Consider the following 22,611-nt stretch of genomic DNA (forward strand, 5'->3'; position numbering starts at 1 on the left):
AATCTCTTTTACTGTCTTTGTAGAATCTAAAGTAAGTTCTACTGCTTCAATCTTAAATTCTTTTGTGTAAACTCTCCTTTTAATCATCGTAATTCTCCTTTCTACTCCTTTCTACTCCTTTCTACTTATTTTTATAGTTGCCTTATCTTTTTGTCTACTAAATTGTAGCAAGTTCACTTCTTTCCTTAATTCTTTTAGCCATTTTTGCAGGGGAAAGGACTATTTATGACCTATATCATATTTTTTTATGCTTTAACAGGATAAAATTAGAATAACAAAGATAATCAAGGGGGATAAGACTATGATAAAAAGACTGATAGTCCATATTGATGAAGAAAAATGTGATGGCTGCGGAGCCTGTGTTGATGCCTGTGCTGAAGGTGCCATTCAAATTGTAAATGGCAGGGCAAAGCTTGTCGATGAGATTTACTGCGATGGACTTGGCGCATGTCTTGGAAGCTGTCCAAAGGAAGCAATAACAATAGTTGAAACAGAGGCTGTGCCTTTCAATGAAGAAGAGACAAAAAAACATCTTGAATTTTTAAAAAGTCATTCAACTCCATCCTGTGAGTGTCACTCTTTTGCCAAAAATCATAAACTCCCAAACTGGCCCATTCAGCTCAAGCTTGTATCTGTAAATGCTCCATTTTTGAAAAATTGTAATCTTCTTATTGCTGCAGACTGCACGGCATTTTCGTATGCTGACTTCCACAGCGATATTCGTAAAGATAAAAAATTGATTATCGCCTGTCCAAAACTTGACGACGCAAAACTTTATATGGAAAAACTGACAGACATTTTTAAATTAAATAACATCAAATCAGTTACAGTGCTAAGAATGGCAGTTCCATGCTGTGGAGGTCTTACCTGGATTGTTAAAGAGGCATTGAAGTTATCAGATAAAGACATTACCTTGAGCGAAAAATTGATTGATATTGATGGAACTATGAAGATTTATTAAGTTCATCAATAACCTTTTTTGCAAGCTTTAGATTAAATCCAGGAAGTGTAGCTATTTCATCTTCAGTTGCAGATTTTATCCTGGCAATACTGCCAAAGTGTTTAAGTAAAGTAAGTCTTCTTTTTTTACCAACTCCTGCAATCTTTTCAAGAACTGATTCAAATGAAGCTTTTTTTCTTAACTTCTTATGATAGCTAATTGCAACTCTATGTGCCTCATCTCTGATTTTCCTTAAAAGCAGAGATGAAGGTCTTTTATCATCCAGAGATATTTTCCTTCCATCAGAAAATACAAGTCTATCTGGCTCTTTTGCAATTGCAAAAACATTCATTTCTGCTTTTAACTCTTTTACAACTTTGAGAGCTGTATTGAGATGTCCCCTTCCTCCATCAATTAAGATTAATTCAGGTTTTGGTACACCTTCCTGAGTGTCAAATTTAGTAATAACTCTGAAAACAATCTCCCTCATTGAAGAGTAGTCATCAATTCCAGGAGTTTCTTTTATTTTTAAATGTCGGTAGAGGTTTTTGTTAAATGCTCCATCTTCCCAATAAACAAAGCTTCCAACAGAATGAGTTCCAAAAAGTGTTGAAACATCAAAAGCTCCAATTCTTGACGGAGTGTCTCTGAGATTAAGTCTCTCCTTAAGCTCGTTCAGGATTGTTTCATGCGATGAGCTTTTTGATTTTAGATGAATTGTTGCATTGTTCAATGCCATATTGAGCAAAGACTTTTCTTCATTCGTAGTGGGTTTTCTCAATTCAACTATGTCATTTCTTTTGTCTTTAAGCCATTGTTTAATTTCATCTATATTGTCAGGAATACTTTGTAAAACTATGATAGGTGGAGGGATTAAAGCCTCTTTTGAATAGACTGCTTCAATAATTGAAATAGTTAATTCTTCTTTAGTTTCATAAAAAGCCTTTTTTACAATATAATCCTTTGAACCTACAAGCAAACCGTTTCTTACAAAAAGAATATTCACAGATATTTTTGAGTTTTCAGTATAAGTAGCTATAACATCAATGTTTTCAAAGGTTTGTAGTACAACCCTCTGTTCTGTAAAAATTTTTTCGAGCCTTTTAATCTGGTCTCTCACCATTGCAGCTTCCTCAAACTTCAGGTCATCAGAAAGTTTTTGCATTTTCTCATATAGCATGCTTAATAACTGCTTTTTTTGTCCTTTTAAAAATAAAATAACCTCTTCAATGCCTTTCATATATTTTTCCCTGCTGATGAGTTTTGCACAGGGAGCAGGGCATCTTTTCATCTGATATTGCACACATGGTCTTATTGATTTGCTCAGATTATATTTACATGTTCTTATCGGGAAGTTTTTTCTGATAAAAGACAAAGCTTCCCACATTGATTGAGCAGGAACATAAGGACCGAAGTATAAATTTCCATCTTTTTTCGGTTTACGCACAACCTCAATCCTGGGCCATTGTTCAGCTATCGTTATTTTTAAATATGGATAGCTCTTATCATCTCTCAGCAATACATTAAAAGGTGGTTTATACTGTTTTATGAGGTTTGCTTCAAGAACTAAAGCTTCAAATTCGTTTGATGTTACAATATATGAAAAATCCTTAACAAGCTCAACCATTTTTGATTTTCTGGGATCAAGATCACCATGAAAATAGCTTCTTAGCCTGTTTCTCAAAATCTTAGCTTTCCCTACATACAGAATCCTGCCTTTTTTATCTTTGAACAAATATACTCCTGGCAGAGCAGGAACTGTTGCAAGTTCTATCATAATAGTATTTTATCTCAAACTTGCTGTATCCAGATACTTTGAGTCTGAAAAATTGGCTTAAACATACAGCTCTACTATTATATAAACTTGCGATTTTTTATGGATGATTGCTATTATAAAAAGATTTAAAAATTTTGGAGGTGAATTATGAATTTTTTAAATTTCATATCTAATGCTTATGCAATGGGACCTGCTCCACAGGGAGGTGCTGGAGGACAGGGGGATCCGATTATGAGTCTTGTTGCAAGTCTCCTTCCTTTGATTTTAATCATCGTTATTTTCTATTTCCTTCTTATAAGACCGCAGCAGAAAAGGGCAAAACAGCATAGACAGATGCTTGACAATATTAAAAGAGGAGATAAGGTGATAACTGTTGGAGGAGTATACGGTGTTGTTGAAAGCGTGAATCCTAATACTGTAGTTGTTAAGATTGCTGAAAATGTTAAGGTTAAACTATCAAAACAATCAATTGCAGCATTGAGGCCCTCAACTGACGAGGATTAATACTGTTTTATGAGAAAAAGCATTTATTTGCGAATAGTATTAATAGTTTTAACGGTGTTGGTTGCAGTAATTTTCTTTTTGCCGAACACTCCGCTATTTGACTATATGCCACAGTGGTGGAAGAAAAATATGCCTAATAAAGGAATTGTTCTTGGTCTTGACCTAAGGGGTGGTTCTCATCTGATTTTTGAGGTTGACCTCAACAGAGCGCGACAGATAACAGTGGAGAGAATTGGCATGCATCTTCAAAATCTTTTGGACAAGAAAGGACTAAAATCATCCCTCAAGGTTGAAGGAGAAAAGATATATATCCATCCTGGAAATGATGAAATAAAAAAATTAATAAGAGAAAACTATCCAGACCTGTCTCTCTCTGAAAAGGAAAACAGTATTGTAGCTCAGCTCCCAGAGTCTGCTCTTAAAAAAGTTGAAACAAACTCTGTGGAGCAGGCTATTGAGGTAATTAGAAATAGAATTGACCAGCTTGGTGTTAGTGAGCCAACAATACATCGTCAGGGTGAAAATGAAATCGTTGTTCAACTGCCAGGAGTTAAAGACCCCAGGAAAGCTGTTGAAATAATTGGCAAGACAGCTCAACTTGAGTTTAAGCTTCTTGATGAAGAAACTCCTTTATGGAAGGAGCTTCCTTCATTGATAAAAGTTGGAGAGGAAGACGATTTTCTTAAACAATGGAGTACTAAAATTCCTGAGTCTGATGAAATAGTTTTTCAAAAAATTGTAAATAAAGAAACAGGTGAGGTTTATAAAAGGCCTTATATTGTGAAAAAAGAAGCACTTCTTAGAGGTGATCTGCTTGCAGAGGCTCATATAAGCATTGATCAGAGATTTAATGAACCATATGTATCATTAAGATTCAATGATGCCGGAGCAAAAATTTTTGAAGATATTACCGCCAAATATGTCAAACATAGACTTGCCATAATTCTTGATGGGAATGTTTACTCTGCGCCTGTTATTCAGGAAAGAATTGAAGGAGGAAATGCTCAGATTACAGGAAGTTTTTCTCTTGAAGAGGCGAAAGATTTAGCAATTGTGTTAAGGGCAGGAGCTCTTCCTGCGCCTGTAAAGCTTATTCAGAATGTAACTGTTGGACCTACTCTTGGAAAAGACTCAATTGAGGCTGGCAAAATGGCTGTGATAATTGCAGCTTTGTTTGTTGCTTTGTTTATGATTTTTTATTATCGGCTGAGTGGTTTAATTGCTGATCTTGCGTTGGTATTGAATATTATTCTACTCATTGGTGCTCTTGCTGCATTAAATGCAACACTTACCCTGCCAGGTATTGCAGGAATAGCTCTGGCTATAGGAATGGCTGTGGACTCAAATGTTTTAATGTTTGAAAGAATACGAGAGGAACTCAGACTTGGCAAAACTCCGAAAGCTTCTATTGAATCTGGATATAAAAAGGCTTTCTGGACTATTTTTGACTCTCATATAACAACGCTTATTACGGCAGCGGTACTTTTTCATTTTGGTTCCGGTCCTATAAAAGGTTTTGCTGTAACCCTGACTCTTGGTGTTGCAATAAATCTTTTTACAGCTCTGATAGGTACAAAAACTGTTTTTGACTTTATTTATATTGGAAAGGAGCGTAAGAGCCTGAGTATATGATACATTTTCTTGGCAAAACAAATATTGATTTTTTAGGTAAAAAATATTTCGCCCTGATTTTCTCATGTGCAATGATAGTTCTTGGATTAGTTGCAATCTTTCATATTCATGCTGGCAATGCAAATCTAGGAGTTGACTTTGCTGGTGGATTAGGCCTGCAGGTGAGATTCTCACAGCCTGTAACACTTGCCGAAGTAAGAGAAGTTCTTGATCAGGTGCAAATAAAAGATGCTGATATACAGGAGCTTCCAACAGAAAAGAAGATTCTAATAAAGCTAAAGAAGCAAGAGGAAGGAGCTCAGGATACAATCGAAAAAGCATTGAAGGACAGTCTTGTAACTAAAGAGCCAATTATTGAATCAGTGACTGCAATAGGACCAAAAATTGGAGAACGTACAAAGAGGGATGCATTACTTGCAATTCTGGCTGCAACTCTTGGAATTCTTCTTTACATTGCTATAAGATTCAGGTTTCATTTTGCCATAGGCGCTACAATTGCAACATTTCATGATGTTATGGCTTTACTTGGAATTTTCTATCTTCTTGACAAGGAAATCAACCTGATATTTATAAGTGCTCTTTTAACAATTGCGGGTTATTCTCTTACTGATACAGTCGTTGTTTTTGATAGAATCCGTGAAAATCTTGGCAAAGTTGCAAAAGGCAATGTAACACTCGAGGCATTGATGAATAAGAGCATCAATGAGGTATTATCACGAACAATTATAACGTCTCTTACAACTTTTATTTCAGCTTTAGCTTTATTTTTCTTTGGAGGAGAGGTATTGCACGATTTTGCACTTGCTATGATGCTCGGCATAATCATTGGAACATACTCATCAATATTTATAGCAAGTCCTGTGGTGCTTTTGATTGGTAAAAACTCTCTGATCAAGAGATAAAATGCAGTACAGTGAATGGGTTGTTGTTAAGACAAATCAAGAATATCTTCAGTATATATCGCAGTCCTTAAACATATCTCTGCCACTTGCACAGGTTCTTGTATCAAGAGGACTTAAAGACATTGATGAAATTTATTCATTTCTTAATCCTTCAATCGATAGAATTGACCCATTTGAAATTTCCGGGATTTATGATGCTGTAAAAATAATAAATCAAGCCATATCTAACGGAGTTAAGATTCTCATTAATGGGGATTATGACGCTGATGGACTGACATCAACAGCAATTCTGTATGATACTTTGCATAAAATGGGAGCTCAGGTTTTTTATCACATTCCACATAGAATTCATCACGGATACGGTTTGAGCACTGCGAGCATTGAAAAAGCCAGAAAAATGGGAGCAAAGCTGATTATAACTGTTGACTGTGGAATAAAAGATTTCGATACTATTCAGTATGCGAAAAAAGAAGGAATTGATGTAATTATTACTGATCACCATGAACCTTTAAGAGTAAATGGAGAGTTAATTTTACCTGATGCTCTCTTTATAGTAAATCCAAAAATCGATGAAAATTTGTACTATCAATGCCTTGCAGGAGTTGGGGTTGCTTTTATGCTTGCCATGGCATTAAACAGAGACAATGCAATGGAGTATCTTGACCTTGTAACACTCGGAACTTATGCTGATATGGTACCTCTTAATACTACTAATCGAGCATTAATAAAGCATGGCTGGGGACTTATCGAAACTCCTGTCAGACCATCTATAAAGAGGTTAAAAGATATAACAGGTGTAAACTCAAACAGCCTTAAAGGATTTCATCTTAGCTTTTATCTTATTCCAAGAATTAATGCACCTGGAAGGATTGATCATGCTCAGGATGTTGTCAAATTTTTAATTTCAGAACAATCGGATGAGATTGAAAAGCTCGGTCAATGGTTAAACCAGATAAATTCTTTAAGACAGAAAACAGAAGAAAAAATTATGCAGGAAGTTGAAGAAAAGCTTACAAAAGAATTTAATGACGAACCAGTAATTGTTTTATGGGGGGATTGGCATCCTGGAGTTGCTGGAACAGTGGCAAGTAAACTTCTTGAAAGATTCAACAGGCCTGTGTTCATTTTTTCTGTTCAGAATGAAAAAGCGAAAGGTTCAGCTCGAAGCCCGGCAAATGTTAATCTTCAGGAACTTCTGATTAACAGCAAAGATTTACTCGTAAGATTCGGTGGACATAAACAGGCAGCAGGTATGACACTTTTAAAAGAAAACCTTACAAAGTTTAAAGAAAAAGTTTGCAGTATTATCAGGGATCAGGTTTTGGACGATAAAAATATTCTCTGTCTTGATGCAGCTGTTAGCCTTTCAGAAATAAATCAAAAAGTAACTGAAGAAATAAAACTTCTTGAACCTTTTGGAGAAGGAAATCGAGAACCTGTTTTTGGAGCAAAAGATCTAACTGTGGTAAATTTAAGGAAAGTGGGTAATAATCATCTTAAAATGTTTTTGAGACAGAATGGTAGTACTGTCTCAAGCATAGGATTTGATATGGGAGAAGAAAATGTCCTTGAAGGATGCCTTGTTGATGCTGCTTTTACTCCCACTATGAATGAGTGGGAGGGCATGAAAACGTTACAGCTTCATCTTAAAGCATTACGAAGGTCACAGGGATGAGATTTACAGTAACTGATCTTTTGAATAAAAAGCAGCAAAAGCAAAAAATTACAATGCTCACAGCCTATGATTATCCCTTTGCTCATCTTGTTGATGAAGCTGGAATAGATATGATTCTTGTGGGTGATTCTCTTTCAATGGTTGTTCAGGGAAATGATACAACACTGCCTGTAACAATGAAAGAAATGATTTATCATACAAAAATTGTAGCTCGATCAACAAAAAGAGCTATGATTGTTGCTGATATGCCTTTTATGTCATATCAAATCAGAGTTGATAAAGCAGTTGAAAATGCCGGCAGGTTAATTAAAGAGGCAGGTGCTCATGCTGTTAAAATTGAAGGAGGAAGAGAAATCTTACAGCATGTAAAAGCAATTACAGAGGCTGAAATTCCTGTTGTGGGACACATAGGATTAACTCCACAAGCTGTGTTGAGAATGGGTGGATATAAGCTTCAGGGCAAAACAGATGAGCAGGCAAATAGAATAAAGGACGATGCTTTAATATTACAGGAGGCCGGAGCAATAGCAGTTGTATTAGAGGTTATTCCGTCAAAATTAGCAAAAGAAATCACAGAGACACTTCAAATTCCTACCATTGGTATTGGCGCAGGTCCTTATTGTGATGGTCAGGTTCTGGTAATTCATGATTTGCTTGGTTTGTTTGAAAAATTCACACCTAAGTTTGTGAAAAAATATGCAAACATAAGAGGAGATATTTTACAGGCGCTAAAACAGTATAAAGAAGAGGTTGAAAGAGGAGAATTTCCCGATAAGGAGCATTCATTTTAAGGAGGCAAAGCATGCTTGAACCTGATAAACAATTAGAAATCATCAAAAGAGGAACTGTTGAGATAATCCTTGAGGAGGATTTAAAAAAGAAGCTTGAACGCTCATATAAAGAGAACAAGTCTTTAAAAATAAAAGTGGGTTTTGATCCTACAGCTCCAGATATTCATCTTGGGCACACTGTGCTACTTGAGAAGATGAGGCAGTTTCAGGAACTTGGACACAAAGTGATTTTTTTAATTGGTGATTTTACAGGAATGATTGGAGACCCATCTGGTAAAACTGAAACCAGGAAACCTCTTACAAGGGATGAAGTGTTAAGCAATGCTGAAACTTATAAAGAGCAGGTTTTCAAAATCCTTGATTCAGAAAAGACAGTAATAATGTTTAACAGCGAGTGGTTTGGTAGTATGTCTGCTCTTGATATGTGCAGACTTGCAGGTTCAGAAACTGTTGCAAGAATGCTTGAAAGGGAGGATTTTAAAAAGCGTTTTCAGGAAGGGAAACCAATCTCAATTTTAGAATTTTTATATCCTTTGCTTCAGTCCTATGATTCTGTTCATTTAAAAGCTGATATCGAGCTTGGAGGCACAGATCAGAAGTTTAATCTTCTTATGGGAAGGCAGCTTATGAAGACATATGGACTGGAAGAGCAGGTGATAATAACAATGCCTCTTCTTGAAGGGCTTGATGGAGTTCATAAAATGTCAAAGAGTCTTGGAAATTATATTGGAATAAATGAATCACCTGATACTATGTTTGGCAAGATAATGTCAATTAATGATGAACTTATGCTTAAATATTATGAACTTTTAAGTCATATATCAATAGAAGAGCTTAATCAACTTAAAAAAGATATAAAAGAAGGCAGAATTAATCCAAGAGACGCAAAAGAGGCTCTCGCAATTGAAATTGTAACGAGATATTACGGTCAGGATAAGGCACAGAAGGCAAAAGAAAACTTTATAAGGCTTTTCAAACAGAAAGAAGTGCCTGAAGATATTCAGGTTGTTGAAATGAAGGCTGAGGAGGACGGAGTCTGGTTGCCAAAAATTCTTAAAGAACAAAGCGTTACAGCAAGTACATCAGAGTCAATAAGACTCATTAAACAGGGTGCTGTAAGAGTGAATGATAAACAGATCTATAATCCTGATATAAAGCTTAAAGCAGGCGAGTATGTTGTAAAGGTTGGCAAAAGAAGATTTTTAAAGATAAAAATTAACTAAAAAACTCCCCGGAGCGGAGCTGTTCCGGGGAGTGCTACAATCTACCTTACAATACTCATAAGGTCATTTAACATATTATCTGTTGTTGTTATTACTCTAACATTTGCCTGATAACCTCTTTGTGCGGCAATCATTCGGACAAATTCTTCTGCAAGGTCAACATTGCTTGCTTCAAGTGAGTTTGAATATACTGTACCAACTCCTACTGTACCGGGTGCTCCATATATTGGGCCACCTGAGCTGTAAGATTCAAGAAATAAATTTTTACCCACTTTTGTGAGATTGGGTGCAGCTACAAATTTGGAAAGAACTACTTGTGCGACTTTTTTTACCTGGCCGTTTGTAAATACACCTGACATTACACCATTCTGATCAACAGTGACGCCTATTAGATTACCTGTAGAATATCCATCTTGAGTTTGAAATACAATAGCATTTGGAGACCCATATTGAGTTGAGTCGGCAAAATTTAAAGTGATATTTTGAGGATTTGTAGCGCCCCATGCAGAAAAATCAAACGATACAGCATTAGCCTGTGTAGAAGTGTCAGGAGTGATACTCTGAAGCGTGCCATTAGAGTTGAACTGCAATTGTATAGGTTGAGTTCCTGCAGTTGCGGTATCAAAATCTATTTCTGTATAGTTTGGCTGATTTGGATTAGTTCCGTCATCATATATAACATGAGCTTCCCATTGATTCGCTGTTGAAGTTTTTACAAAATAGGTATAAACAAGATGTGAGTTTCCAAGACTGTCATATACTGTAATTGCATTTGAATAATTATATGATGAAGAATCTGGCAAATCAGATCCTGAAGTGAAACTCCATGTTTTGGTATCGTCTCTTGAGTCCAGATTTACCTGCATATTTATATTGGTTGTTGCTGAAGGGTTACTCATCAATCCTGCAAGATGAACATCGCTTATGGTACCTGTTAGATTGCCAGACTGGTCCATCTGATATGCCTGAAGCCTGTATCCATTTGGATCAACAACATAGCCATTTTTATCAAGACGAAACTGTCCTGCACGTGTGTAATAGGTGGGACCATTTGTCTGTTTTACAATAAAAAATCCATCTCCATCAATTGCCAGATCAAGAGGATTTGATGTTGACTCTAGAGTTCCCTGTGTGAACAATTTCTGAATATCAACAATCATTGTTCCACGACCAACCTGCATTGCCGATGCGCCACCTAGAGTTTGACTCAGAATGTCTCCGAAGTTAGCTCTACTTCCTTTAAATCCTGGCGTATTTGCATTTGCAATATTATCGCCAATTACTGATAAAGCCACACCATTGGCATTAAGTCCACTTATTCCTGTAAAAAGTGATGTTAGCACGGATTATTCACCTCCTAAGCTTTTATTCCCTGAATTTTATCAATTGTTAGAGTTTTGCTTCCCACATCAACTGAAAGTGTGCCATCCTGATAGCTTATTCCTTTCACTGTAAACTCTTCTGAATCGGTTGTTATAATTGTTTTACCTATAAGATTGGCTCCAAGTGTTAATGCATCTTCATTTGTCTTGGTAGAAATAAAGTTGTTCAAAGTGTCTCCGATATTAACAACTTGTTCTAACGCAGAAAACATTGCAAGCTGACTTACAAACTGTGTATTATCCATTGGATTTAACGGATCCTGATACTTAAGTTGAGCTGTAAGAAGTTTGAGAAATGCTTCTTTGTCAATTGCGTTGTTGCCGGTAGCAGTTGTTTTCTCCTGTGTTGTATAAAGCGGATTGTTAAATATTGATGTTACATCTGACATTTTGCACCTCCTGATTATGCAAAGTATTCAAAAAATTTCTGGTTACCTTTATATTTTTGCTGACTCTGTCCATTATAAGAATCACTGTATCCTCGATGGTCCTTTGTTAAATCAAGCAGAAAGTCAGAAACTTTCACTCCTCTTGATTCAAGGTTGCTTTTTATTTCTGGAATTAATCCTGTAATCATCTCCTTTATGTGAGGATAGTCAACTTTCATATCAGCTTTTATGCCTGAACTGTCCATAGAAATTCGGATTAATATTTTCCCGAGCTCTGGGGGTTCTAATTGGACAGTAATAGATTTCTGCGAAGTGGATACTGATTTAAAAACAATATCTGATAGATTTTGAATATTAGAAACAGAAAGTTCGATTTTTTGAGGATTTTTGGGTGCAGTATTTGAAATATTATGCATGATATTAAGCTGAGATAGAGTATCATTGAAATTTTTTTCATCTGTTTTATGTTGAAGATTTGTCAATGTTTCAACTTTGTCGCTTAAAAATTGCAAAACTCTTGTACTGTTATCAGTCTCATGCCTGGTCGGCAGAGAAACAGAAAATCCTTTATCAAGAGATAACGAATTTTTATCTATATTCATAGAAACCAATTCTTTAGTTGTTTCATTCTTCACGATGGTAGAATTATCTGTAAAAGATTTAGCTGTTATATTAGAGTCTTTCACAATAGGCAACTCTTTCATTACACTGGCGTTTATGGAATTAAAATCCTCACTTACTGGCATTATTTTCATGTTCTGCAGCAATGATGATAACTTTTCCATATTAAGATTACCATTTTGAAATAAACTTAAAAGTTCAGACTTGACATTATCATCAAGTTGTAAAACTCCAGAAAAATTCTGATTGTTCTGTAAAACAAGAGAAAATGGCAATGCTCCAGCAGGTAGTACCATTAAATCATCATTAATGTTTGAATTCTTGCTTTCAAACAGAATCTTTAAAAGTTCATTAAGAAATGCATCAATACCTAAATTCTGGGTAGATGATATATTATTTTGCATATCTGAAATATTCAGTCCGTTTAAATTTAAATTATTCAGTATCATCATATTATGATGAAGAAATATCAATTTCCATACCAGATATCAAAAAGGAACTTTCAGTATTGACAGTGTTTTAAAATATAACTTTTTTATTAGTTCAAAAAATAAAAATTAGTCATTGATAAAGGAAAAAATTTCCTACTTGGAAGACTTTTCTGTTATTAAATTACGAATGCGCAGAAATAATTAGCAGTAAATCTCAGCAAACAAATCACGCATTGACAAACAGATTATATTTTATTACAATACTTTATGAAAAAGAGTGGTAGAAAAGGACTAAAAGATCTACATCAGTCTTGTATAATAGGAAGTGATATACATAAAAATTATACATTAAAAGGAAAATTCTGGATTGAAGGTCATGAAGGCACTTTTCTTGGATATGGGAGAATTGCTTTACTTGAAAGAATTAAACAATACGGATCTATTTCAAAAGCTGCAAAGTCAATGAATATGTCTTACAGACATGCGTGGAGACTTATAACTTCAATGAACAGACAGGCTGGTAAACCATTTATTGAAACTCATGTAGGTGGTAAAGATGGTGGTGGTACAATTTTAACAGAGGCTGGTGAACGAGCAATTGAGCAATTCTGGAGCATTCATAAAAGTTTAAAGAAATTTTTTTCAGAAAAGATTAAAAAGTTTGATGTTTAGATTTTTTTATAATTATCGTTATGTTTAAATAAATATAATGGAGGTGTGGTGTAAGATGAAAAAATTAGTAACAATGCTATTATTTATTTTAATTTTTCTGGTAAGTGGAAGTCTTTATGCCGAACAGAAATGTACAGAAGTGTATGGAAAAGGACTAAATAAAATTTCAGTGGCTACTGGAAGTCCTGGTGAACTCGGACTTTTAAAAGTACTTGGTGAAGAGTTCAGTAAACAAGAAAATGCTACTCTCTGCTGGATAAAAGCTGGCACAGGAGAAGCTTTGAAGCTCTTAAAAGATAAAAAAGTTGATATGGTTATGGTTCACGCTCCTGAGGCTGAAAAAAAGGCTATTAAGGAAGGATGGGCTTCAAATAGAACCCTTATTGGGTCGAATGAACTATATATTGTTGGACCAATCAATGATCCAGCAAGAATTTCAGAAGCTAAGGATGTTATAGAGGCTTACAGGCGTATTAGTAATGCAAAGGCTAAATTTGTTTCAAGGGGAGATAATTCCGGTACTCATAAAAAAGAGATGGAAATATGGCAAAAGGCAGGTATTTCACCACAGGGAGACTGGTACATTATTACAAAGGATTTTATGAGTGCGAGTTTAAAAAGAGCTAATGATGAGAAAGCCTATTTTATGACTGACAGCAGCACCTGGATAATGATGAAAAAGGATTTACCCAATCTAAAAGTCCTTTTCAAAGGAGACAAACTTCTTGTGAATGTTTATCATGCTCTCTGTCAGGGAAATTGTAGCCCTATAGCGAAAAAATTTATAAACTTTCTGGTCTCTGAAAAAGGTCAGAGCATTATAGGAAACTTCGGAAAAGATCAATATGAAGAAGCCTTTTATAATGGTGCCAACTATGCCAGACAATATGAAGAATAAGATAAAATGCCTGCTTAAAAATTACAAAGGAGGAGGGTTAAGATGAAGATTTTTTTAAGCTTATTGTTAGCTGGATTAATTATGTTTGCTGTTAATGCTCAGGCAGCGGAAAATGTAATGATTCTTTCTACAACCACTTCGGTAGAAAATTCAGGATTGTTGAGTTATATTTTACCATCGTTTGAGAAGAAAACTGGCATAAAAGTTAAAGTTGTTGCAAGAGGAACAGGAGCAGCGATAGAGATGGGTAAAAGAGGCGATGCTGATGCTGTTTTTGTTCATGCCAAGGAGCTTGAGCTTCAGGCAGTAAAGGAAGGATGGTTTGTAAATCGTCATGATGTATGCTATAACGACTTTATTATAGTTGGTCCTCCAAATGATCCTGCAAAAGTAAAAGGTTCTCACTCTGCCACTGAAGCATTCAAAAAAATCGCTGCATCCCAAAGTTTTTTTGTTTCAAGGGGAGATAATTCCGGTACTCATGTAAAAGAGTTGAAGCTATGGGAAACTGCTGGTATTAATCCGAAAGGACAAAAATGGTATTTAGAAGCTGGACAGGGAATGGAGAAAACTCTAAGAATTGCAAATGAAAAGCGTGCATATACTCTTTCAGACAGAGGAACATGGCTTGCAATAAGGGATAAACAGGATTTGGCAATCTTGTTTGAAGGTGACCCGGTATTATACAATCAATATGGAGTTATGGCGGTCAATCCAGAGAAACACAAGCATGTTAAATATAACGAAGCAATGCAGTTTATAAACTGGATTATATCAAAAGAAGGACAGGCAGCCATTGCTTCATTTAAAGATAAGTACGGGAATCAGCTATTTATCCCGAATGCAAAATGAATTTTATTTTAGAAGCTTTTAAGCAGGCATTTTATCTTATTGTTAATCTTGACAGAGAGCTCCTCACGATTATATGTCTTTCTTTAGAAGTTTCAGGAGGAGCTCTCCTTATTGCAGCAATTACAGGAATTCCAATAGGAGCTTTTGCAGGACTGAAGAAATTTTATGGCAGGCAAGCAGTACTCACTATACTTAACACATTTATGGGACTTCCACCTGTTGTTGTAGGCCTTTTTCTCTATCTTCTTCTTTCTCGGAGTGGTCCGTTTGGTTTTTTAAGCTTGCTGTATACTCCCACCGCAATGGTTATTGCTCAAAGCATTCTTGCATTTCCAATTGTTGCAGCTCTTACTCATTCGGCATGCGTTAAGGTTGACTCAAATGTAAGGCTGGCTGCTAAAACGCTCGGTGCGACTTCTCTGCAAATAACACTTACAGTAATAAGGGAAGCACGATATGGAATAATAGCTGCTGTTGTTGCAGCCTTTGGAAGAGTGATGGCAGAGGTTGGATCAATACTCATTGTGGGTGGGAATATTGCAGGATATACAAGAGTTATGACTACCACAATTGCCCTTGAAACAGACAAGGGCAACTTTGAGCTTGCAATGGCACTTGGAATAATACTGCTTTTAATCTCCTTTGCAATAAATTTTGTTTTATTTTCATTTCAGAAAAAGGGAGTTATCAAACATCAATGGCTTTAAATTTAGTTATTTCAAAAATCAAGAAATTTTACAATGGTAAAGAAGTCCTGAAGGATTGTTCATTTTCCTTTGATAAAAGCGGAATATATGTTTTGATGGGACCCAATGGATCAGGGAAATCCACACTTTTACGAATCTGTGCGCTTTTAGAACAGCCTGATACTGGTGAGGTTAATTATTTTGAAGATAACAAAGCGTTACAGAATGATTTAAATCTGATGAGAAGAATTACACTTGTTCTGCCAAATATCGGAGCTTTCAATACAACAGTATTCAAGAATATTGCCTATGGACTGAAAATAAGAGGAATGAAACGAGAAGAAATAAAAGAACGAGTTGAAAAGGCACTGGATTTTGTCGGCTTACTTCATAAAAAAAATCAGAATGCTCTTACTCTTTCAAGTGGAGAAATAAAAAGAATGGGAATTGCACGAGCTATTGTTTTAGAACCAGAGATTTTGTTTCTTGATGAACCAACAGCCTCTGTTGATACTGAAAATACAAAAATTATAGAGGATATAATAATTCAATTAAAAAAGAATCGTAACTCAATCGTAATCATGTCAACACATGACACATCTTCAGCAAAAAGAGCTGGAGATTTTGTATTATTTCTCAATGATGGTAAACTTGTTTCGTAACTGGAGCCCTGTCCTTCGCATAGAAGCTCTTTAAAGAAGCCTGCCAGCTATATTAAAGCTTTAATAGTAAAATTTTTATATTATATGTATAATCTAACCAGAATGCCTAAAAATATAATAAGTATTAAGTGGTTTTTTGTAATAACAATGATAGTCCTCGTTGCAACCATTTCCATAAGTAACTATCTTTTTTCTTATTATCTATATCAGGTTTATCTCAATAAACATTTTTACACCGCCTCTTGTCTTTTAAAAAAAGAAATTGAAAACTTCACCAGACCCGTTGAAACCTTTTTATACAATATTCAGAGTCTTGTCTGCCGTGATGTTTTAAATTTTAAAGACGTTGAAAAAACTAACAGATTATTGATGGACTTTATGAAAAAGTACCCCCATGTAACATCAATAAACTATGGAGATGATAAGGGAAATGGGTATTTGATTTTAAATGATAAAGGTAGATGGTTAAATAGACTCAAAAAGGCAGAGGATAGTGGATATGTAACATGGCATACTCTGAATGATAATGGAAAAATAACGAAACAAAGTAAAATTAAAGATAACTTTGACCCCAGAAATACAATCTGGTATAACGAGACAATACTAAATCAAGAGATTCAATGGAGTAAAGAATATATTTTAAGAACAACCAAAGACCCCGGAGTAACTGCATCTTTGATGCTATTATGTGGACCCTCTAAAAAAGTTATCGGCACAGACATAATGATAAAAGATTTATCAGAATTTTTAACTCACATAAAGCAACATATCCACCCACATGCAAAGCTCTATCTTATTTCTCATGAAAATAATGAATATTATGATGACAATGTCATAGCTTTTACAGATGAAGTAAAACCAGAGCCTGGAAAAATTTATACTGTAAATAAAAAAGATTTCCCATTGCTTTACAGTATACTGAACTCAGACAATTTTGATAAATCTTTTACCAGAGTACATTTTAAGAAAAATAAGTGGTTCGTTAATATTGAAAGGTGGAAGACTGCCAATAAAGAACTTTCCCTTGTGATTTTAACACCGAACAGAGTTATAACAGAACATCTTAATTTTTATCTATTTTATCAATCTCTTTTCACTTTATTGTTGATATCATGTGCATTTTTATATATTGCCAAAAGATATATAACCCCTTTGCTGGACATCTCAAAAGAAGTGAAATTTATGGGGATTAGAGAATTGGCTTTAAATAAATATGCTGAAAGAAATGATGAGATAGGACATTTAAGCAAAGCCATATCTGAAGCATCTGTAAGTATTATAAAAAATAAAGAGATAGAAAAGAAAATGAAGGAAGCTGAATATTTTGAGTCTGTAAGGCGTTGTCTTGGTGAAGCAGTGCATAGATTTAAAGATTTAATTAATATAATTCAGGGATTTGCGATTCTTGCTCAAGCAAAAGTTACAGATGATTTTGTTAAGAACGCTTTACAACAAATAATAAATGTATCCAAAAGAACGACATATCTTATAAAAGAACTGCTAACAGTTACTGGAGAGAGGAAATATGATATGCAGATTTTTAATTTAAATGCTGTTATTGGTTCAATGAAGACAAAATTGCAGGTATACGTTGGTAATACGATAACGATAGTTTATGACCTTTCAGAACAACCACTTCAGATCAAGTTTGATATTGAGGCATTTGAAGAATTTATTATGAATTTAATATCAAATGCAAAAGATGCTATGAAGGATGGCGGAACAATAACAATTAAAACAGGAACTGCTCTACTGTTAGATAAAAAATTTGTATTGCTTTCTATATCAGATACAGGTACGGGTATGGATGAAGAGACAATGAAAAGAATATTTGAGCCATTTTTTACAACAAAAGGATCACAGGGTACAGGGCTTGGTCTGTCAATTGTTTATAGAATTATCAAAGACCATGAAGGATTTATAGAAGTTCAAAGTGCGTTGAACAAAGGGACTACATTCAAAATTTATATTCCTGTTCAACTATAATAATTTTAAAGCTATATCCACAGCATCTTCTGCTGAAGTTGCTTTTATAATGCCTGGAATATGCCATGTGTTTAAGCCTATAACTTTTTTCCCTGTTTTTAATGCCAGAGCTATCTCACTTAGAGTGCCGTATTGTCCTCCAATTGCAATTAAAATATCAGAGGCTCTTACGATTAAAGCATTCCTTATCTCTCCAAGCCCTGTAGGAATAGGTATTTTAACATAAGGATTTGCATCTGCTTTACTGTCTGTTGGTAATAGACCTACAGTTATCCCTCCTTCAGCACACACACCACGAGATGCTGCCTCCATCACTCCGCCTAAACCTCCAGTAATTACGATAAATCCATTTCGTGCGAGAAGCCTGCCAACTTTCTCTGCTAATTCTAAAAGTTGCGTGTTAGCGTTACCAGCCCCTATGACGCCGGCTGTTTTCATTTTAATTCAACAATTGTAACAGCATCTCCTCCTTCCTGGGGAGAGCCTTTTGAAAAAGTTTTAACTAATGGATGGTCTTTCAAAAACTCTCTTGCAGAATCTCTCAGGATACCTTTACCGATGCCGTGAATAATAACTCCTGTTGAAAATTCGCTCAGAGAGAGTTCATTTAAAAATCTTTCAATTAAAGGAATTGCCTCATCAACTCTTAAACCGCGAATATCCAGTTTTTTTTGTGTCGCTTCTCCATTGCGTTCTGGGTGGGTTATTATATTAATTTTTCTTTCCTTATTTTGCCAGAATTGCATTTTTTCAAGGTCATTAATCTTTGCTTCTATCTGCACGGTGTCTGTTTGAATTCTGGCTCTTTCATTGTCAATATCTAAAACTTTCCCTGATAAGTTAAGGCTTCTTATTTTCACAACATCACCGAGTTGGATTTGTTCAACGGTTTTAACTTCTTCAGGCCTAAATCTTCTTGAAATCTCTGAAATTTTGTGGGATATTTCTTTAAGTCTTTTTCTGTCTGCTTTTTTAGCTTCTTCATAAAGCAAGTTAATCTCTGCTTTCATTTTTTTAAGCATTGATTGAGCCTCTATTTTTGCCTGTTCAATAAGTTTTTTCTTATTTTCAACGGCTAAAAGAACTTCTTTTTCTAATTTCTCCTTTTCAGATATGAGAGTAGTTTTAATTTTTTCAATTTCTTGTAGTTTTTCATTGTATTGCCTTTTAAGTTTTTCAAGTTCATCCATTAGTTCATATATTTTTCTATTTTGCATGCCTTTGAGTGCATAAGCTCTCTGAATAATTTTTTCAGGAAAACCATACTTCTGAGCCACTTCAAGTGCATAGGAAGGCGTAAGACTACCAATGCTTAATTTATAAAGTGGAGTCATATTGCTTTCATCAAAAAGCATTGATGCCACTTCCATATTCTTATCAGCCATAGCAAAAACTTTAACTTTGCTTAAGTGCGTTGTTGCAAAAGTAAATGCCTGTTTATTTTTCAACTCTTCAAGAATTGCGCATGCTAAAGCAGAGCCCTCTTCAGGGTCTGTGTTTGTACCTATCTCATCAAGGATAACAAGACTGTCTATGTCAGCCTGTTCAATAATATTTTTAAGAGTTACAATATGAGATGCAAAGCTTGAAAGATGTTCTTCTATAGAGCCTTCATGAGAAAAGTCAACATATATTTTTTTAACAAACGGAATTGTTGAGGATGGACTTGCTGGAATTGGCAGTCCTGAAATGGCCATGCTTACAAGAAGTCCTATTGTTTTTATGGCTACAGTCTTTCCTCCTGCATTAGGTCCTGTAATAACAAGAACTTTTTTGTCTTTAAGTTCCAAATGAAGTGGAACAACCTTGTCTTTTGAAAGCATAAGGACAGGATGTTTTGCATTAATGAGTCTTATCTGCGGCTGTACGCTTAGTTCGGGTACCTCTGCATTAAACTTTTTAGCGAAGTTGTATATTGAATGCATTTTATCAAGATAAACAAGCAGATTAAACTCTTTTTGAAGAGTTTCAGCAATCTGACAAATGTCAAAAGAGATATCCTTTAAGATTTTTATCTCTTCCAGCTTTTCTTCAATTAAAAGTTCTTCCAGCTTTTTAGAAAAATGTGCAATTTCATATGGCTCAAGAAAGGCTGTCTCGCCAGAACGGGAAATATCATGAACAATTCCAGAGACCTGTCCCTTTGAGTCCATTCTTACAGGAATAACCCATCTATTGTTTCTTTTTGTTATAAATCTGTCCTGAAGGAAGACACTTATATCTGGACGATTTATTATTTCTTCCAGTTTATTTTTTATTCGTTCCTCTGTTATCTTAATCTGTTTTCTGATGTATTTAAGAGCTGGAGATGCTGTATCAAGAAGATTACCATCTTCATCAACTGTGTTTCCCAGCCTTTCAAGCATGTATGGCTGTCCTACGAGTAAGTTGTTTTCAAGAATATTTTTAATTTTTTTATTGAGATAATGGAAATTAAAAAATTGTTCAATTAGTGGAGAAATTTTATCTAGGACTCTCAGAATTTTTAAAAATACTGTGAGTTCTTGCGATTCGAAGAAAGCTCCTTCTTTTTCTGCCCTTTCAATTAATGGATAAACATCAGGGAAAGGCGAGACAGGGAGCTGTCCGCCTTTGTCAACAAACTCTTTTAAATCTACAAATTCCTTTAGAGAGTTTTCTACTTCTTCAAAGCTCTCAAAAGGATAAATTTTATTAATGGATTTTTTTGTAGCTTCTGAATTTGTAAATTCTTCTATTACACTTAAAACTTTAAAATAATCTAAATCCTTAAGAGGTTGATCTTCAATCAATCAAGCCTCTCCAGAAGCTTTTTCTTTTTTTCATCAATCATTTTAGAAAGCTTTTCAATCTGGTTTAAAATCTCTTTTTTAGTGTCAGCACTTAATTCCTGTCCGCGCTCTTTCATATCGTTAATTTTTTCTTTTAACATTTCTGAAATCTCTTCAATTTCATCATAGAGGTCTTCAGCTGCTTTTACTGTTTTTTTCTTAAGTTCTTTTGCTTTCTTTTTAATATCCTTTCTTGTTTCCTGTCCAGATTGTGGTGCATATAAAAGCGCTACTGCTGCTCCGATAAATCCTCCAAAAAGGAATGCTGCTAAAATTTTACCTTCTTCTTTCATGTCTGCCTCCTTAATTTATATTTATATTCCATTTTAACACTTTTTATTATCAATTGTTCTTTCTAATTACCATAAAATTTTGTAGCCATACCGTATTTATTTCAGCTATAATTATTTAAATTAAAAAATAAAAACCCGGAGGTGTTATATGCTTTCTAAAATTCCTTTTTCATTGGAAAATATTGCAGATGAAGATCTTGACAGACAGATATTAAGGATCGCTATTATTGCTGAATTTGATGCAATTAATCTGTATGAACAACTTTCATCTTTAACAAAAGATGAAAAGATGAAAGCTATTTTTCTTGACATTGCAAGAGAAGAAAAAACTCATGTTGGTGAGTTTCTTACTTTGCTTCTTATGAATGACGAAGAACAGGAAGACGAACTTGATGAAGGCAAGGAAGAGGTAGAAGAACTATTAGAAGAAGATGAGGAATAACTCAGAAGGGTTTGATAATTAAAAGGGCATATATAAGATAAAAAGAACCCGAAAAAATCAAAGTAATAGGGGAAATTCGTTTTTTCAAAAGAATTTCCCCTATTAATATTAATCCTGCCAGAATTGCCAGACATGCGCTCAATAATGCATAACCAGTAATTTGCCAGTCTGTAAATATAATTCCAACTGACACAGGAAAAGTAGACTGAAAAACCATTGCACCTGTTACATTTCCCATTGCAAGAGTATCTCTGCCCTTAAATGTCCAGGTTATAGAGTTAAATTTTTCTGGAAGTTCTGTAGCTATAGGAGCAATTAAAAGCGCAAAAAGAAGTGGATCAAAGCCAAAGTTAAATGCTACTTTTTGCAGAGCTTCTACAAATCCATTAGCACCTTCAATCATTATAAAAAGAGCAATCAAAACTTGCATCAAAGAAAAAAATCCCTTAAATTTTTTCACCGGTAGAAGTTGCCCTAAAAATTTTTCCATATATAGCTTTTCTTCATAGAGAATTTGATTGCTTTCACCTTTAAAAGTTAGATAAATGTAATAAATATAAGCAATTACAAGTAAAATTGCTACAATAAAGTGTTGTTTTATAAAAATTGGAAGGAAAATGCCTGCGGAATACATAATTAGAAAAAATATCAGATCTCTTTTTATAGAACTTATCTCCGCATCTATTGCAAAGCTTTCTCTTCTTTTTAAAAAACGGCTAAATACAGATGTTACGCCTATCATTAAAAATGCAAGAGTTGCAAGCATGAATGGAGCACCTAAAATAGCACCGATTCCTATAGAATGTCCTGCTTGTCCTTTATGTAAAAGAATAGCAACTAATGGAAGTATGGTTTCAGGTAGTGCTGTTCCAACTGCTGCAAGAATACTTCCCACCACTGCCTGACTGAGAGAAAGTCTTTTGCCGAAAACTTCGATACCGTTCGTAAATATCTCCGCACTCAGCAATATCAAGAGAAGACAAAAAATGAGTAGAAAAATATCACCTATCATGTTTAAAATTATAAACTAAACTATAATGTAT

Annotated in this window: 23 protein-coding genes; 14 read left to right on the forward strand and 9 right to left on the reverse strand. The window is 34.8% G+C overall.

The features are described from left to right. On the reverse strand, positions 1–87 hold an 87-nt coding region (locus G581_RS12440), incomplete at its 3' end, for a transposase (RefSeq protein WP_420835049.1). Between the two features lie 214 nt (positions 88–301). On the opposite strand from G581_RS12440, the gene G581_RS0106740 reads away from it, so the two are divergent. Further along, on the forward strand, positions 302–961 hold the full coding sequence (locus G581_RS0106740) for an ATP-binding protein (RefSeq protein ID WP_028845174.1): 660 nt from the start codon (positions 302–304) through the stop codon (positions 959–961). Here G581_RS0106740 and uvrC read toward each other — a convergent pair. Continuing rightward, entirely contained in the window at positions 945–2,717 is a 1,773-nt protein-coding gene (gene uvrC, locus G581_RS0106745) for an excinuclease ABC subunit UvrC (protein WP_028845175.1), read from the reverse strand. The two genes, G581_RS0106740 and uvrC, sit on opposite strands and share 17 nt — an antisense overlap. 147 nt (positions 2,718–2,864) lie before the next feature. On the opposite strand from uvrC, the gene yajC reads away from it, so the two are divergent. From yajC to tyrS, 6 genes are read left to right on the forward strand one after another with little or no spacing between them, the layout of a single operon-like run. After that, entirely contained in the window at positions 2,865–3,221 is a 357-nt protein-coding gene (gene yajC, locus G581_RS0106750; RefSeq protein ID WP_028845176.1) for a preprotein translocase subunit YajC, read from the forward strand. Positions 3,222–3,230: 9 nt separating this feature from the next. Next, positions 3,231–4,853 (forward strand): protein translocase subunit SecD, encoded by a 1,623-nt coding sequence (gene secD / locus G581_RS0106755; protein ID WP_028845177.1) that lies wholly within the window; start codon positions 3,231–3,233, stop codon positions 4,851–4,853. Further along, positions 4,850–5,755: a protein translocase subunit SecF gene (gene secF / locus G581_RS0106760; RefSeq protein WP_038065410.1), complete on the forward strand. Its 906-nt coding sequence runs from the start codon at positions 4,850–4,852 to the stop codon at positions 5,753–5,755. The genes secD and secF overlap by 4 nt, the downstream gene beginning before the upstream one ends. Position 5,756: 1 nt before the next feature. Then, a complete protein-coding gene (gene recJ / locus G581_RS0106765; protein WP_028845179.1) occupies positions 5,757–7,430 on the forward strand; it encodes a single-stranded-DNA-specific exonuclease RecJ in 1,674 nt (557 codons plus the stop codon). After that, entirely contained in the window at positions 7,427–8,221 is a 795-nt protein-coding gene (panB, locus tag G581_RS0106770; protein WP_028845180.1) for a 3-methyl-2-oxobutanoate hydroxymethyltransferase, read from the forward strand. The genes recJ and panB overlap by 4 nt, the downstream gene beginning before the upstream one ends. Positions 8,222–8,232: 11 nt before the next feature. After that, on the forward strand, positions 8,233–9,444 hold the full coding sequence (tyrS, locus tag G581_RS0106775; RefSeq protein ID WP_028845181.1) for a tyrosine--tRNA ligase: 1,212 nt from the start codon (positions 8,233–8,235) through the stop codon (positions 9,442–9,444). Between the two features lie 41 nt (positions 9,445–9,485). Here the strand turns inward: tyrS and flgE are convergent, their stop codons facing one another. From flgE to G581_RS0106790, 3 genes are read right to left on the reverse strand one after another with little or no spacing between them, the layout of a single operon-like run. Further along, on the reverse strand, positions 9,486–10,787 hold the full coding sequence (gene flgE / locus G581_RS0106780; RefSeq protein WP_028845182.1) for a flagellar hook protein FlgE: 1,302 nt from the start codon (positions 10,785–10,787) through the stop codon (positions 9,486–9,488). Between the two features lie 14 nt (positions 10,788–10,801). Next, the gene (locus G581_RS0106785) at positions 10,802–11,215 is read right to left on the reverse strand and encodes a flagellar hook assembly protein FlgD (RefSeq protein ID WP_028845183.1); all 414 of its coding nucleotides are present in this window, start codon (positions 11,213–11,215) and stop codon (positions 10,802–10,804) included. A 14-nt stretch (positions 11,216–11,229) separates the two neighbouring features. After that, a complete protein-coding gene (locus G581_RS0106790) occupies positions 11,230–12,288 on the reverse strand; it encodes a flagellar hook-length control protein FliK (protein ID WP_028845184.1) in 1,059 nt (352 codons plus the stop codon). Positions 12,289–12,534: 246 nt separating this feature from the next. Here G581_RS0106790 and G581_RS0106795 point away from each other — a divergent pair, with 246 nt between their 5' ends. From G581_RS0106795 to G581_RS0106820, 6 genes are all read left to right on the forward strand, one after another. Continuing rightward, positions 12,535–12,939: a winged helix-turn-helix domain-containing protein gene (locus tag G581_RS0106795; RefSeq protein WP_028845185.1), complete on the forward strand. Its 405-nt coding sequence runs from the start codon at positions 12,535–12,537 to the stop codon at positions 12,937–12,939. A gap of 55 nt (positions 12,940–12,994) precedes the next feature. Next, positions 12,995–13,837, forward strand: coding sequence for an ABC transporter substrate-binding protein (locus tag G581_RS0106800; RefSeq protein ID WP_028845186.1), 843 nt, complete (start codon positions 12,995–12,997; stop codon positions 13,835–13,837). A gap of 42 nt (positions 13,838–13,879) precedes the next feature. After that, on the forward strand, positions 13,880–14,689 hold the full coding sequence (locus G581_RS0106805; protein WP_028845187.1) for an ABC transporter substrate-binding protein: 810 nt from the start codon (positions 13,880–13,882) through the stop codon (positions 14,687–14,689). Continuing rightward, positions 14,686–15,396, forward strand: a complete 711-nt coding sequence (locus tag G581_RS0106810) for an ABC transporter permease (protein WP_028845188.1) — start codon at positions 14,686–14,688, stop codon at positions 15,394–15,396. The genes G581_RS0106805 and G581_RS0106810 overlap by 4 nt, the downstream gene beginning before the upstream one ends. Then, entirely contained in the window at positions 15,387–16,037 is a 651-nt protein-coding gene (locus G581_RS0106815) for an ATP-binding cassette domain-containing protein (protein WP_028845189.1), read from the forward strand. The genes G581_RS0106810 and G581_RS0106815 overlap by 10 nt, the downstream gene beginning before the upstream one ends. A 102-nt stretch (positions 16,038–16,139) precedes the next feature. Beyond that, entirely contained in the window at positions 16,140–18,023 is a 1,884-nt protein-coding gene (locus G581_RS0106820; RefSeq protein WP_156875224.1) for a two-component system sensor histidine kinase NtrB, read from the forward strand. On the opposite strand, the gene G581_RS0106825 is transcribed toward G581_RS0106820, so the two are convergent. From G581_RS0106825 to G581_RS0106835, 3 genes are read right to left on the reverse strand one after another with little or no spacing between them, the layout of a single operon-like run. After that, on the reverse strand, positions 18,018–18,461 hold the full coding sequence (locus G581_RS0106825; RefSeq protein ID WP_028845191.1) for a TIGR00725 family protein: 444 nt from the start codon (positions 18,459–18,461) through the stop codon (positions 18,018–18,020). The two genes, G581_RS0106820 and G581_RS0106825, sit on opposite strands and share 6 nt — an antisense overlap. Continuing rightward, positions 18,458–20,794, reverse strand: coding sequence for an endonuclease MutS2 (locus G581_RS0106830; RefSeq protein ID WP_028845192.1), 2,337 nt, complete (start codon positions 20,792–20,794; stop codon positions 18,458–18,460). Before G581_RS0106830 ends, G581_RS0106825 begins: the two co-directional genes overlap by 4 nt. Beyond that, a complete protein-coding gene (locus G581_RS0106835; RefSeq protein WP_028845193.1) occupies positions 20,791–21,126 on the reverse strand; it encodes a YtxH domain-containing protein in 336 nt (111 codons plus the stop codon). Before G581_RS0106835 ends, G581_RS0106830 begins: the two co-directional genes overlap by 4 nt. A 148-nt stretch (positions 21,127–21,274) precedes the next feature. Here G581_RS0106835 and G581_RS0106840 point away from each other — a divergent pair, with 148 nt between their 5' ends. Next, the gene (locus G581_RS0106840) at positions 21,275–21,568 is read left to right on the forward strand and encodes a ferritin family protein (RefSeq protein WP_028845194.1); all 294 of its coding nucleotides are present in this window, start codon (positions 21,275–21,277) and stop codon (positions 21,566–21,568) included. A 1-nt stretch (position 21,569) separates the two neighbouring features. Here G581_RS0106840 and G581_RS0106845 read toward each other — a convergent pair whose 3' ends face one another. Further along, positions 21,570–22,580: a sodium:calcium antiporter gene (locus tag G581_RS0106845; RefSeq protein ID WP_028845195.1), complete on the reverse strand. Its 1,011-nt coding sequence runs from the start codon at positions 22,578–22,580 to the stop codon at positions 21,570–21,572. Positions 22,581–22,611 lie beyond the last annotated feature (31 nt).

The sequence above is a fragment of the Thermodesulfovibrio thiophilus DSM 17215 genome, assembly GCF_000423865.1.
GTDB lineage: Bacteria > Nitrospirota > Thermodesulfovibrionia > Thermodesulfovibrionales > Thermodesulfovibrionaceae > Thermodesulfovibrio > Thermodesulfovibrio thiophilus.